The organism is Streptomyces griseorubiginosus (assembly GCF_001514195.1).
Taxonomy (GTDB): domain Bacteria; phylum Actinomycetota; class Actinomycetes; order Streptomycetales; family Streptomycetaceae; genus Streptomyces; species Streptomyces griseorubiginosus.
In genome coordinates this window covers 218,241-230,236 of the sequence record NZ_KQ948741.1, presented here as the reverse complement: position 1 = coordinate 230,236, position 11,996 = coordinate 218,241, and the positions used below count along the sequence as shown (strand labels likewise).

Below are 11,996 nucleotides of genomic sequence, written 5' to 3'. Positions count from 1 at the left end.
CGGCGCCGGCGCTCGGGTTGGCGCGATCAGCCCGCGAGGAGCTTCTTGACCGCGGCGGCGACACGGCCGCCCTCCGCGAGGCCCGCGACCTTCGGGTTCACGATCTTCATGACGGCGCCCATCGCCCGCGGCCCCTCGGCTCCGGCGGCCTTCGCCTCCTCGACGGCCTGGGCCACGATGGCGTTCAGCTCGTCGTCGCCGAGCTGCTTGGGCAGGTACTCGGCGAGCACCGCGCCCTCCGCCTTCTCCCGCTCGGCGGACTCGGCGCGGCCACCCTTGGCGAAGGCGTCCGCGGCCTCGCGGCGCTTCTTCGCCTCCTTGGTGATCACCTTGAGGACCTCGTCGTCGGAGAGTTCGCGCTTCTCCTTGCCCGCGACCTCCTCGTTGGTGATCGCGGCGAGCGTCATCCGGAGCGTCGAGGAGCGCAGCTCGTCACGCCCCTTGATCGCGGCGTTGAGGTCTTCCTGGAGCTTCGACTTGAGCGTGGTCATGGGGTCGATTGTCGCAGGTGTGCGGCGACGGGCGCCCGCGTATTTACCACCCGCCTTTACCGTGCGGGTGGCGGCCGGTCAAGGACGCCTCCGTGATCTGACACGATGGAGGCATGCGCGCGCGATACGGAGTCCCCTTGGGAATCGCGGCGGTTGGCGCCGCCGGACTGGCCTACTCCGCGGGTTTCGAAGCCCGCTCCTTCCGCCTGCGACGGGTGACGGTCCCCGTCCTGCCGTCCGGCATGCGCCCGCTCCGGGTGCTTCAGGTCTCCGACATCCACATGGTCGGCGGCCAGCGCAAGAAGCAGCGCTGGCTGCGCTCGCTGGCGGGCCTGCGCCCGGACTTCGTGATCAACACGGGTGACAACCTGTCCGACCCGGAGGGCGTCCCGGAGGTCCTGGACGCGCTGGGCCCGCTGATGGAGTTCCCGGGGGCGTACGTCTTCGGCTCGAACGACTACTACGGCCCCAAGTTCCGCAACCCCGTCCGCTACCTGTTCGAGAAGGCCCAGGGCCGCCACGGCCTCAACGGCAACCCGCCCGCCGTGGGCGTCGTCCACAACCCGTGGGAGGACCTGCGGGACGGCTTCGACGCGGCGGGCTGGCAGAACCTCACCAACACGCGGGGCCTGCTGAAGATCGAGGGCGTGTCGGTGGAGCTGACGGGCCTGGACGACCCTCACATCAAGCGGGACCGCTACGCGGAGGTGGCCGGCGGCCCGTCGAGCGCGGCGGACTTCTCCATGGGCGTCGTACACGCCCCGTACCTGCGCGTCCTGGACGCGTTCGCGGCCGACGCCTACCCCCTGATCCTGGCCGGCCACACCCACGGCGGCCAGGTCTGCCTCCCCTTCTACGGCGCGTTCGTGACGAACTGCGACCTGGACACCGACCGGGTCAAGGGCCTGTCCCGGCACACGGCGGAGGGCAGGACGTCGTACCTGCACGTCTCGGCGGGCTGCGGGGCGAGCCGCTACACGCCGGTACGGTTCGCGTGCCCGCCGGAGGTGACGTTGCTGACGTTGGTGGCACGCTGAGGCGGAGGCGGGTCGCCCAGGGGCCTATGACCGACAGGGGCTGTGGGGATTAACCCGCACGGCCCGCCCGTATCGCCCCTTTTGCCCTCTCTGTCTACCGTGAGGGCATGACCGCGCCGATACCCAGGGACCTCCCGGACCTCCCCGCCATCAAGGGTGTGCCCGCTTTCCTGCCCTCCGCCGTTCCCGCGACGGCGGTGGTGACTCCCGTACGCCATCCCGTGGCCGCCGTGTACCGCGTACTGGTGGCTCTGGCCGCCCTGGCGACCGTGACCCTGGAGATACTGCTGAGCAGTCCGGTCCGCGCCCTGAGCTACTTCGCGGTGCAGAGCGCGATGCTGCTGGCCGGCGTCTCCCTCCTCTCGGCCCGCAGGGCATGGAGGGCCCGTCGGCCCCTCCCCTCGGCCCTGACGGGCGCGACACTCCTCTATGCCGTGATCACGGCGGGCGTGTACCACCTGCTCCTGACGAACACGTCGAGCCCGTTCGCCTTGACGGGCGCGGCGGCGAACCCGACGGGCTGGCACGCGGTGACCACGCACCTGCTGCACACGGCGATCCCGGCAGCGGCGGCAGCGGACTGGCTGTTCCTGACGGCACCGGGCCGCCTGCACCTGCGCCAGGCGGCGACCTGGCTCCTCTACCCGGTGGCCTACCTGCTCCTCACCTTCACCCGGGGCGAACTGATCCCGCCGGGCACGCCGGGCCGCTACCTCTACCCGTTCCTGGACGTCGACCTGCACGGCTACAAGAGCGTCCTGGGCAACGCCCTCCTCCTCGGCCTCTCCTTCTACGCCCTCGCGATCCTCCTGGTCGCCCTCGACCATGCCCGCCCGAACCCCATCCGCCACCGCGCCAAAACCGGATTTCGTCTCCAGCCACCGGTGGGCTAAAGTAAACGACGTCGCCGCGACAAGCAGCGACGATCGGGGTGTAGCGCAGCTTGGCAGCGCGCTTCGTTCGGGACGAAGAGGTCGTGGGTTCAAATCCCGCCACCCCGACAGTGAAGTACCAGGTCAGGGGCCTGATCCAGTTAATGGGTCGGGCCCTTGAGTGGTTCCTGGAGATCGTTTGGGAGAAATCTGGGAGAAGATCTTGGTCGGCTTCTCCCAGGAGCGGTCTCCAGTGCCGCAGGAAGAGCGGCGCTCAAGCGCCCTCGGACCTGCGCGTTCGCGAATCCAGGGCTCGTAGCTGACCAGGAGCACTGCGGCGGGCCGCCCCCCAACGGTCGTTAGGAACACCGCACATGGCAGGCCATCGCTCAGCGCCTCCCCACGACCACGCCCGTGCGCTCGCCCAGCGAGTACGTGCGTTGCGGGAGGACTGCGGATGGACGCGTGAACGGCTGGCCAAGGAGGCGGGTATCGCCGTCGGGACGCTGGGCCGCCTGGAGAGCGAGGGAGCTATCCAGCCAGGTTTCTTCACCATCGGCGCCGTGGCCAAGGCTCTTGCGGTCTCCCTCGACGATCTGTTCCAGGCGGCCCAGGTCCCGCCCGTCGCGCCTGGCCTCTGGTCAGCCGGATATGAGGGGCGGGACATCGACTCGTTCGTCGCCTCGCTCCTAGACAGCCGCATCGGTGTCGTGGCGGACGTACGGCTCACCCCGATCAGCCGCAAGAAGGGCTTCAGCAAAACCCGCCTCGGGGAGGCTCTGGCCGGAGCCGGCATCGAGTACACGCACCTGCGTGGCCTGGGCAACCCGAAGGACAATCGGGAGCCCTTCTGGGACGGCCGCGTCGAAGTGGGTCGGGCGCGCTTTCGTGGCCTGCTTCGGTCCGAGCAAGCACAGGCCGACCTTGACCGCCTCGCAGAGCACGCCCGAGCGTCGCGGGTCGCGGTGCTGTGCTTCGAGAAGGACGAGAGCCGCTGTCACCGACAGGTCGTCCTGGAGACGGTCCGCAGCCGGGTCTCAGTGCCGGTGAATCCCTTGGCCTGACTTCGTCCCCGGCTTTCGCACGCGCCCTTGCCAGCGGTGCATGCCTCTCTTCCAATCAGATCGGGGAGATCGATGGAGGGGGCACGCCATGGCGTCGTCGGCATTCGGGAAACGGCAGCGCGCACGGATCATGATCACGGTCAAGACGTATCCGGAGCTGTCCAACAAGTACCGCGAGACCAGCTGCGTGGCCGGCATACGCCTGGACCAGGGCGAGCCGCAGCACGTCCGGCTCTTCCCCGTGCCCTTCCGGCTCCTGAGCGAGGACGCCCAGTTCTCCAAGTACTCGATCATCGAAGTCGACGTCGAACCACATCGCCCGGAGCGGGACTCACGCCCGGAAAGTCTCCGGCCCGACCTCGACACCTTGGAGATCGTGGGTGCGGTACCGTCCGACGGTGGCTGGAAAAAGCGGTACCGGTACGTGGAGCCGCTGGTCGCCCCGTCACTCTGCGCCATCAAGCGGGATCAGGAGCAGCGAGGAACGTCCCTCGGCGTCTTCCAGCCCGCCGAGATCACCCGCTTCCGGCTGGAGCCCGCCGAGCCCTGGTCCGTCTCCAAGGCGGCACTGGCCGACCAACTCGACCTGTTCGAGCAGGAACTGAACCCGCTGGAGTGGGTGCCGCTCGACTTCCGCTACAGCTTCCGCTGCGCCGACGACGACTGTCCGACCCACGACATGGGACTGAAGGACTGGGAAGCCGGCCAGTCGTACCGCAAGTTCCTGCGCAAGTACGGCGAGCGCGGGGTCCGTGAGGCACTGCGCGAGACTTGGTACGACCGGATGTGCGCCCCGAACCGGGCCATCCACTTCTTCGTCGGCAACATCGCGGCTCACCCCAAGACCTTCATGCTGCTGGCTGTCTTCTACCCGGAGCGAAAGGTCGTCGAGTACGTGCAGGACAGTCCGTTTGGTGAGTGACGCGCACCTGCCGAAGATTCAGGCGGACTTGCTGTGCTGCTGCGCGTCGCTCACTTCTGAGCTGTCGTGTGCGCAGGACCTCGAAGGTCCTGCGCACACGACAAAGCACCCGTGGAAGGCCAAGCCCCTTTGAGACCCGTTCAGATGGCCGGAGGGATCCCTGCTGGAGCGCTCAGTTCATCCGCTTCAGGTCCCGGTCGCTCATGCCGAACAGCACATTCGGCTGCGCGTACTTGAAGGTGTAGCCAGCGAGGAGAGCGGCGGCGATGAACTCGCCATTGGTGACGTAACTGCCGGTTGCCTGCTCCATCACGTGTTTCACGCTGTAGCTGCTGGCGGTAGGAGTCTTAATCGGCGTGATGTTCTCGCGCAGCCACGCGGCCGTCTCCATCACCATGGCCACGCCTCCGGCCAACTCCTCACGGCCGGCAGCGAGGTCGGTCTGGCGCTGCTCGGCCGTCTTGCGACGGGCATCGAAGACGCCGATGCCGAACGAATTGAGCTGCGGATGCTGCTGCATCACCTCGGCAAAGGCAATGATCTGCCGGCGGGCCACCAGATACGCCGTTCCGGTGGCTGCCTGGTGGGCGTGAATCTCAGCCTTGCGGCGACGGTTCCGGGTCATCATGTGCTCCATCTCGCGGGACGACCCACGTCCATCCCGCCGCAGATACTTGGATGACCTGGCAGAACGCTGCTGCGCGATTCGGGGAACCTTGTCTTCGCCGCCACGATGGACGTGGGCCACCATGACTCGGAGCGGGCAGGCGCGATCTGCCATGGACACCATACGCCGCAGCCCAGCCCCGTCCCACCAATTCGGGGCGATCCGCCGACGCCATACCAGTACCAGTACCAGTACCGAGGTCACCGAGCCGCACACGTCGTGCGCGGTCTTGGGCGGGCTCATCTAAGCCCGGCGACTGCGGGATCCCGGAGGCTCGCATAGGACTTCGGGAATCTGTGCAACTTCCTCGTCACCGAACGCTACGTCCGCGACCTCGCCTACACCCGCGAACCCGAACCCGTCGATGAAGACTCTGAAATCCGTACATGCCGGTGACAGCCGCCTCGGAAGACCCGCCTCGATGACTGCGAACGCTGGCATGATGCGCGCTCATGGGAACGAGAGGCGACAGTGACGAGGCGTATGTAGTCGGCCTGTGCAACCAGGTGCTCGGCGAGACCGCGCTGACCCAGCACAAGTTCAATTGGCTGCAGGGCGACCCCGGGACGGGCGGCCGGCGTGCCAAACTGCCGGTCGACGCCTACTGGCCCGGCCACCAACTCGTGGTCGAATACCGGGAACTCCAGCACGACCAGCCCATGCCCCACTTCGACAAGCCCGACAGGCTCACCGTCAGCGGCGTCCACCGGGGCGAGCAGCGGGCGCTGTACGACGCCCGGCGCGATACGGAGATTCCCGCGCACGGACTGCGGCTGATCGTAATCCGGCCGGCCAACCTTGATGCGGACGGTCGCGGACGACTGCGCCGTAACCAGGAGATGGACCTGGCCGCGCTGAGGAAGATCCTGGCACGCGACAGCGACGAGGACCGGGTCACCGACGCCTTCCGTACCTGGCTCCTCGCCGAGGGCTGGACACCGGTTGATCCCACGGACCGTTGGACCGATCTCGAAGCCGTGCGTGGCGGTGAGCGGTTGATCTGCGAAGCCAAGGGCCGCACCAGTGAGAAGGGAATCGACGCCGACATCGCCTACGGGCAGTTGCTGCGGCGGATGACGAGCCAGGAACCCCGCACGCGGTACGCGCTGGTGGTGCCGTCCTCGTCCGTGAAGGCCGTCGAGCGCGTTCCGGCCCGTGTTCGCAAGCTGTTGCGTATCGACGTGTACGAAGTGACGGACGACGACGTGGTGCGCCAGCTGTCGGCGTAGACGGGTTCCTGTCCCGGACCACTGCGCCCCAGTGCAAGGTGCCACAGCCGCAGGGCAGCCCGTTCGGTGTTGATTCGCGGAGCTGACGCGAACGCTTAGGGCGTCGGAGGTGGGTGATCGAGCGCACGATGTCATGGCTGTCCGGCTACCGCAGACTCAGCACCCGCTACGAGCGCCATCCCCGCGACTACCTGGCCTTTCTCGGGCTTGCCACCGCGCTCTGCTGCTACAAGCGAGTCCTCCACCTCACCACGTAGGACACGGTCTTAGGGACGAAGAGGTCGTGGGTTCGAATCCCGCCACCCCGACAGCTGAAACACCAGGTCAGGGTCGGTTTTCCTTCATGGGAAACCGACCCTGACTAGTTCCGCGGAGGTTCTGAGGAGAGAGGGGGGTGGATCAAGGAAATCCACCTGCCCAACATCACTCCTGATTTGCTTTCAGCCGCGCATCGGGCCCGCCCGGGGGACCGCGGGTGCCGCAGAGGCCCCAGCGCTGAGGGCAACGTCGACCGGCTCTGCGTCGATCTGCCGGGCAGCCTCATTGGGGGGATCGTGGCCGCGGACACGTACGTGGGTGGGTCGGCCTCCGGCCGTGAGCCCATCTGTGCCTCGTGTTTCCGTCTGCTTCACGAGGTGTGGTTCAGCCAGCGCTGCAGGGTGGTGTTGATGCTGGCGGGCAGGGCGCTGAGTTGGTTGATGGCGTCGCGGTCTTCGGGTCGCGGGGGGATGCCTGCGGTGGTCAGCGCGGCGTGCAAGGCCAGGCGGCGCTGGTCGCGGGGGTCGATCAGGGTGCTGAGGCGCTCGGAGGGGTTGGGCGGCGGGAGCAGGTAGTCCATGTCCTGCTCTGCCGAGGCTGCGGCCGGAGGCCAGCTGGTCTGTGCCGGGTCGTCGGCGTAGGGGTCGACGAAGGACTGCGTCGTGTGGTGGTCCAGAGCGATGGTCATGTCGGTCTCCTCCAGCAGCGGGTGGATGTGCGAAGGGAGAGCCCTCCATGCCCATCGGCGGTTGCGGCCCACGGGCGACATCACGCCGACGGCGTCATCGGCGGCTCATCGTCTTCTCCGACCAACGCAGCTGCACACCGACCGCACATGACCAGGCATTCGTAGGCATCTGCGCCGGGGAGAGGCTCGTGGCTGTTACGCACTTTCGGGTGGCGGTCGTGCCACTGCTGGGGTGGCGCGGCCTGGTGATTGCGATCGGCGGCCAAGACTCGTACGGCGTGTTCGCCTGGCGGGGCGTCAACTTTGCGCATACGCCGCATGAATGGACGTTACAGGCGAGAGTCACGACAACATGGGCGAACGGTAACGGAGCGCCCGTATCGCGTTCACAACCTGCACGGCGGGGCCATGGTGTGGATGCGCGGCCAAGCCGGCCGCCACCCGCACACCGCACCAGCCCGCCCCAACCCGGTCCGTATGACCTGGGCCAGGGACGGCCGGGTGCCCGTACAGCCTGGGGGCCTTGTGTCTTCTTCCACGGTGACCGCCCGTCGCCTGTCCGCCGCCGCTCTCGCGGCCGCCGCGATCGTCGGGGCGGTGGCGCTGCCGGCGTCGGCGGCCGACCACGCCCGGCCCGACCGGCCGAAGGTGGAGATCAGCGCGGTCCAGTACGACTCGCCCGGCCCCGAGGACCGGTCGCGGCGCTCGCTGAACAAGGAGTGGGTGGAGCTCACCAACACCTCCCGCCACACCGTCAACCTCGACGGCTGGACCCTGACGAACCGGGACGGCCGCACCTACACCTTCGACCACTACCGCCTTGAGGGCCGCGCCACCGTCCGCATCCACACCGGCGAGGGTCGCGACACCGACAGCGACCTGTACATGGACCGCCACAACTACGTCTGGGACAACTACTCCGACACCGCCACCCTGCGCAACGACCACGGCCGCTTCATCGACGACGCCTCCTGGGGCGGACGCCACCACCACGGTGGTCACCACCACCACGGTGGCCACAACCGCTGACCCCTCTCCCCTCGCTCGCGGCATGATGTGACGGGCGAGGGCGTAAGGAGTGCTCCGGCCGATCCGGCCTGCCTGGCCATGCACTGAGCCCCGCGGACGCCCCTCGCTCTCACAGATACGGCTGTGGCCCTGACCGGCTTACGGGTCAGGGCCACAGCCGCGCTCAGGGGATGCCGCACTGGCCAGGCCCAGCATGAAGACCCGCTATTTGTCGGCGGTCCTGATCTTGGCCACCGCTGGTGGAGACAGTACTGACCAGAGAGTTCTCAAAACCCGCAGCTTTCAGCGCTTCAACGAGGCCGGCGGCCCGCTCGTCTGCTTCCCGATGCGATGGAGCAGAGCCGAGGAGGCCTCCGCCTTCGCGGTGGCTCCCGCAAACTCCATGGGGCTGGTCTGCTTCGACCTCAACACACCAACTCAGGCCGTGAGATTGGGACACACAGCTCTGGCCCATGGACCGCACCACAAGCGCACCAGACCGGCAGTCGTCCCCGCACCCTGGCTGACCCCCACGACAGCGACCGTTTCTCACAAACAGTCACAAGATGATCACGAGGTGGAGCGGGCGGGTGAGCAGGCTTCTGATCGGCAAGAGAATGTGACTCCACGTTTGCCGGGAATGTCCGGCGCTCTGGTGGCTGGGGAGCCTCAGGGGTGAGGGGGCAGGAAATGAGTGCTTACCGCTTCAATCCGCCGCCGGGTTGGCCTGTGCCACCTGCGGGATGGATGCCGCCTGCGGACTGGAAGCCCGACCCTTCGTGGCCACCGTTGCCGGAGGGGTGGCAGTTATGGGTGCCCGAAGCCGGACCCACCCACGCCGGCCTCGGCGGCGGTCCCGTCGCAGGGACCTCCGCAGTGCCCGTCGCAGGGACCTCCGCAGTGCCGACCGTGGTCGCTCCCGGGAGCACCACCGCGGTGCCGACGCCTCGGAAGGGCGGGTTGTTCGCGCGGCGTCGTGATGCCGTGTCCGAGGCCGAGGAGCTGCGGGCGTGGATCGCGCGGACGCAGGGGCTGGACGCCGCGCAGGTCGCTGGTCTTGTGCGGCAGGTCGAGGCAGAGGCTGCCGCACTGCGCGAGAGGGCGCTCGCCGAAGCCACCGAGGAGGCCGAGGGGATTCTCAAGGACGCACGCACTACTGCGAAGGAGATCCTCGACGACGCGCGGCGGACGGCGAAGGAGACCGAACGCGTGCGCAAGGAGGCGGACCGGCGTCGAAACGACGTCTCCGACGCCGAGCGTCGACTGGCCGAGTTGCAGGGCCGGATCGTCAACGCCGACGAGACCGCCATGCTTCAGGAAGCCGGGATCTACTCCTACCGGCACGCGCTGCATGACGCGATCGCCTATCGCAGCCGACTCGACACTCTGCAGAACGAGATCAAGACGCTTGCCCGTGCGGGCCGCGCCGTCCAGGCGGCCACGGACTGGACGGTCAACGGCTCGAAGCGCGAGGGCCAGAAGATGGTCCGCGACTTCTCCAAGCTCATGCTGCGCGCGTACAACGCCGAGGCCGACTACGCCGTGCGGTCCATGCGTCCGCACCGCCTGAGTTCCCTCGTGGACCGGCTCTACAAGAGCCGCGAGACGATCGCCCGGCTCGGTGCCACCATGCACATCCGGATCACCGACGAGTACCACAACGCGCGTGTACGGGAGTTGGAACTCACGGCCGACTTCCTCCAGAAGAAGGAAGAGGAGAAGGAGGTCCAGCGCGAGGCCCGCGCTCGCGAGCGCGAGGAGGCCGCCGTCCAGCGGGAACTCGACCGGCAGCGCGAGAAGCTGAACAAGGAACTCGGCCATTATCAGGCGGCACTTGACCGCCTGCGCGAGCGCGGTGACGAGGCCGGCGTCGCGGAGTTGCAGGCCAAACTGGCCGAGATCGAGAACGCCTTGCAGGACGTCGAGTCCCGTGCGGCCAACGTCCGCGCCGGCTACGTGTACGTCATCTCGAACATCGGCGCCTTCGGCGACCGCATGGTGAAGATCGGCATGACGCGCCGACTCGAACCACTGGAACGTGTCTACGAGTTGAGTGGCGCGGCCGTGCCCTTCCGTTTCGACGTCCACGCCCTGATCTTCAGCAAGGACGCGGTCGGGCTGGAGACGGAACTCCACCGCCAGTTCGCCTCGAAGCGCGTCAACCAGGTCAACAGCCGCAAGGAGTTCTTCTACGCCACCCCTGCGGAGGTCCGTGACGCGCTGCAGCGGTTCGCCGGACAGCATCTGATCGAGTTCACCGAGGAACCCCAGGCCTTGGAGTGGCGCGCCGGCCGACGCACGGGTGACGCCGGGGCATCGACGGCCAGGGCATCGACGGCCAGGGCATCGACGGCCGGGGCATCGACGGCCGGAACGGGAGGCGTTGCGACCCGTACCGCGTGACGTGCACGCAGCGCCGTTACCCTCGCCGTCATGGAGCAGGACTGGCTGGGGCGGGTCGCGGGGTTGCGGCAGTGGAGTCGGGGTGGGGTCCGGGCGCCTCACAAGCCGTTGTTGCTGCTCTATGCGCTGGGGCGGTTTCAGGCGGAGGGTGTCGACGAGTTGCCGTACGGCGCGGTCGAGGGGGATCTGAAGCGGCTGTTGGTGGAGTACGGACCGCCGCGTGCGACCACCCCCGCCTACCCCTTTCACCATCTGGTCAGTGACGGGGTGTGGGAAGTGCGGACCGAGCGCGGGGGCGGCAGTCCGGGCCCCCGGGTGCGGGAACTGCGTGCCGGCGGGGCGAGCGGGCGGTTGGTGCCCGAGCTTCAGGCGGCGCTGCGGCGGGAACCGTCGCTGCTCGGCCGTATGGCCAGGTTGTTGCTGGAGTCGCACTTCCCGGTGTCGCTGCACCAGGACCTGTGCGATGCGGTGGGTCTGGAGACGGACATCGCGGAGACCTGCGTCCTGGCGGCGGCCGAGCCCCCACGGCAGCGGCAACGGGGGCGGCTCATGCGGGAGATGGTGCTGACCGCCTACGAGTACCGGTGTGCCTTCTGCGGGTACGACGGCATGATCGGCGCGGCGCCCGTCGGGCTGGAGGCGGCGCATGTGCGGTGGTGGGCCTACGGCGGCCCGGACGACGTCGACAACGGACTGTGCCTGTGCTCGCTCCACCACAAACTCTTCGACAAGGGTGTCCTCGGCATAGGCGACGGCCACCGCATCCTGGTCTCGCAGAGCTTCGTCGGTCGCGGTCCCGCCGCTCTTGGGCAGGTCATCGCGCTCGCCGGACGCCCGCTCATCGGGCCACAGCGTGGCGCCGACCCCGTCGCCGCGGTCCACCGCTCCTGGCACACCAGCCAGGTCTTCCACGGCAGCCCGCGGCAGGGCAGGCCGCGGCAGGACAGCCCCCAGCACCGGAACTGCGGCTAGCCGAGCCCCGAGCGCCGAGGCGACATCCCCGCCGGTGCTGCTCACGAGGTCTCCTGGGAGGACATCCGCGCACTCTACGGCGGCTGCGAGCCGAGCCGAAGGTTGCGCAAGCCTTAAACTGTCCGCTGTGGAAGCAGCGGAGTCAGTGGAGCCCGCCGGTGTGAGCGGGTGGGAAGTTGCCGTGCTCGATGGTGGGCCGGCCGACGGGATGCGGGTCAAGGTCGCCGACCGGCCCCGGGTGGTGCAGGTGACGTATCCCTGCCGTGCCGAGGGTGCGGCGGCCGGGGTGCGGGTCGAGGGCGTCTATGTCTATCGACTCGACCACGGGGTGACCGAGGAACCGCTGCGGTACGGGTTCGACATCGCCTGCCCCTGATCGCCTGTG

Annotated in this window: 12 protein-coding genes, 1 tRNA gene and 1 pseudogene; 11 read left to right on the top strand and 3 right to left on the bottom strand. The window is 68.3% G+C overall.

Annotated features, from left to right (window positions below; translation table 11 throughout):
• Window positions 1-26: 26 nt before the first annotated feature.
• Window positions 27-491: a GatB/YqeY domain-containing protein gene (locus AQJ54_RS31185; protein WP_030324087.1), complete on the bottom strand. Its 465-nt coding sequence runs from the start codon at window positions 489-491 to the stop codon at window positions 27-29.
• A gap of 113 nt (window positions 492-604) precedes the next feature.
• Between AQJ54_RS31185 and AQJ54_RS31180 the strand changes: the two genes are divergently transcribed.
• From AQJ54_RS31180 to AQJ54_RS31160, 5 genes are all read left to right on the top strand, one after another.
• Window positions 605-1,528, top strand: coding sequence for a metallophosphoesterase (locus AQJ54_RS31180; protein WP_062026006.1), 924 nt, complete (start codon window positions 605-607; stop codon window positions 1,526-1,528).
• A gap of 107 nt (window positions 1,529-1,635) precedes the next feature.
• A complete protein-coding gene (locus AQJ54_RS31175; RefSeq protein WP_062242791.1) occupies window positions 1,636-2,421 on the top strand; it encodes a Pr6Pr family membrane protein in 786 nt (261 codons plus the stop codon).
• A 34-nt stretch (window positions 2,422-2,455) separates the two neighbouring features.
• Window positions 2,456-2,529, top strand: a tRNA-Pro gene (locus AQJ54_RS31170).
• Window positions 2,530-2,774: 245 nt separating this feature from the next.
• Window positions 2,775-3,464, top strand: a complete 690-nt coding sequence (locus AQJ54_RS31165; RefSeq protein WP_062242788.1) for a DUF488 family protein, N3 subclade — start codon at window positions 2,775-2,777, stop codon at window positions 3,462-3,464.
• 88 nt (window positions 3,465-3,552) lie between these two features.
• Window positions 3,553-4,386 carry a hypothetical protein gene (locus AQJ54_RS31160; RefSeq protein ID WP_107121170.1) on the top strand — a complete coding sequence of 278 codons (834 nt, stop codon included), beginning with the start codon at window positions 3,553-3,555 and terminating at the stop codon, window positions 4,384-4,386.
• Between the two features lie 172 nt (window positions 4,387-4,558).
• Here the strand turns inward: AQJ54_RS31160 and AQJ54_RS31155 are convergent, their stop codons facing one another.
• Entirely contained in the window at window positions 4,559-5,167 is a 609-nt protein-coding gene (locus tag AQJ54_RS31155) for a hypothetical protein (RefSeq protein ID WP_211278604.1), read from the bottom strand.
• Window positions 5,168-5,505: 338 nt separating this feature from the next.
• On the opposite strand from AQJ54_RS31155, the gene AQJ54_RS31150 reads away from it, so the two are divergent.
• On the top strand, window positions 5,506-6,282 hold the full coding sequence (locus tag AQJ54_RS31150; protein ID WP_062242785.1) for a hypothetical protein: 777 nt from the start codon (window positions 5,506-5,508) through the stop codon (window positions 6,280-6,282).
• Between the two features lie 89 nt (window positions 6,283-6,371).
• Window positions 6,372-6,539 (top strand): annotated as a pseudogene (locus AQJ54_RS31145) (transposase); the annotation flags it as partial.
• A gap of 371 nt (window positions 6,540-6,910) precedes the next feature.
• Here the strand turns inward: AQJ54_RS31145 and AQJ54_RS31140 are convergent.
• Window positions 6,911-7,228 (bottom strand): hypothetical protein, encoded by a 318-nt coding sequence (locus AQJ54_RS31140; RefSeq protein ID WP_062026002.1) that lies wholly within the window; start codon window positions 7,226-7,228, stop codon window positions 6,911-6,913.
• A gap of 540 nt (window positions 7,229-7,768) precedes the next feature.
• Here AQJ54_RS31140 and AQJ54_RS31135 point away from each other — a divergent pair.
• The 4 genes from AQJ54_RS31135 to AQJ54_RS31120 all read left to right on the top strand — a co-directional run bounded on the left by AQJ54_RS31135 (window position 7,769) and on the right by AQJ54_RS31120 (window position 11,987).
• Window positions 7,769-8,257 carry a lamin tail domain-containing protein gene (locus tag AQJ54_RS31135; protein WP_063802964.1) on the top strand — a complete coding sequence of 163 codons (489 nt, stop codon included), beginning with the start codon at window positions 7,769-7,771 and terminating at the stop codon, window positions 8,255-8,257.
• A gap of 963 nt (window positions 8,258-9,220) precedes the next feature.
• Window positions 9,221-10,639, top strand: a complete 1,419-nt coding sequence (locus AQJ54_RS31130) for an SNIPE associated domain-containing protein (protein ID WP_248845470.1) — start codon at window positions 9,221-9,223, stop codon at window positions 10,637-10,639.
• A 30-nt stretch (window positions 10,640-10,669) separates the two neighbouring features.
• Window positions 10,670-11,611 (top strand): phosphorothioated DNA-binding restriction endonuclease, encoded by a 942-nt coding sequence (locus tag AQJ54_RS31125; protein ID WP_062242781.1) that lies wholly within the window; start codon window positions 10,670-10,672, stop codon window positions 11,609-11,611.
• Window positions 11,612-11,792: 181 nt separating this feature from the next.
• Window positions 11,793-11,987 carry a hypothetical protein gene (locus AQJ54_RS31120; protein ID WP_381007103.1) on the top strand — a complete coding sequence of 65 codons (195 nt, stop codon included), beginning with the start codon at window positions 11,793-11,795 and terminating at the stop codon, window positions 11,985-11,987.
• Window positions 11,988-11,996 lie beyond the last annotated feature (9 nt).

Bases quoted from the DNA above. Each gene is read 5' to 3' on its own strand.
- AQJ54_RS31185 (WP_030324087.1), bottom strand. From the start codon at position 491: ATGACCACGCTCAAGTCGAAGCTCCAGGAAGACCTCAACGCCGCGATC.
- AQJ54_RS31175 (WP_062242791.1), top strand. From the start codon at position 1,636: ATGACCGCGCCGATACCCAGGGACCTCCCGGACCTCCCCGCCATCAAG.
- AQJ54_RS31140 (WP_062026002.1), bottom strand. From the start codon at position 7,228: ATGACCATCGCTCTGGACCACCACACGACGCAGTCCTTCGTCGACCCC.
- AQJ54_RS31150 (WP_062242785.1), top strand. From the start codon at position 5,506: ATGGGAACGAGAGGCGACAGTGACGAGGCGTATGTAGTCGGCCTGTGC.
- AQJ54_RS31155 (WP_211278604.1), bottom strand. From the start codon at position 5,167: ATGGCAGATCGCGCCTGCCCGCTCCGAGTCATGGTGGCCCACGTCCAT.
- AQJ54_RS31160 (WP_107121170.1), top strand. From the start codon at position 3,553: ATGGCGTCGTCGGCATTCGGGAAACGGCAGCGCGCACGGATCATGATC.
- AQJ54_RS31125 (WP_062242781.1), top strand. From the start codon at position 10,670: ATGGAGCAGGACTGGCTGGGGCGGGTCGCGGGGTTGCGGCAGTGGAGT.
- AQJ54_RS31180 (WP_062026006.1), top strand. From the start codon at position 605: ATGCGCGCGCGATACGGAGTCCCCTTGGGAATCGCGGCGGTTGGCGCC.
- AQJ54_RS31165 (WP_062242788.1), top strand. From the start codon at position 2,775: ATGGCAGGCCATCGCTCAGCGCCTCCCCACGACCACGCCCGTGCGCTC.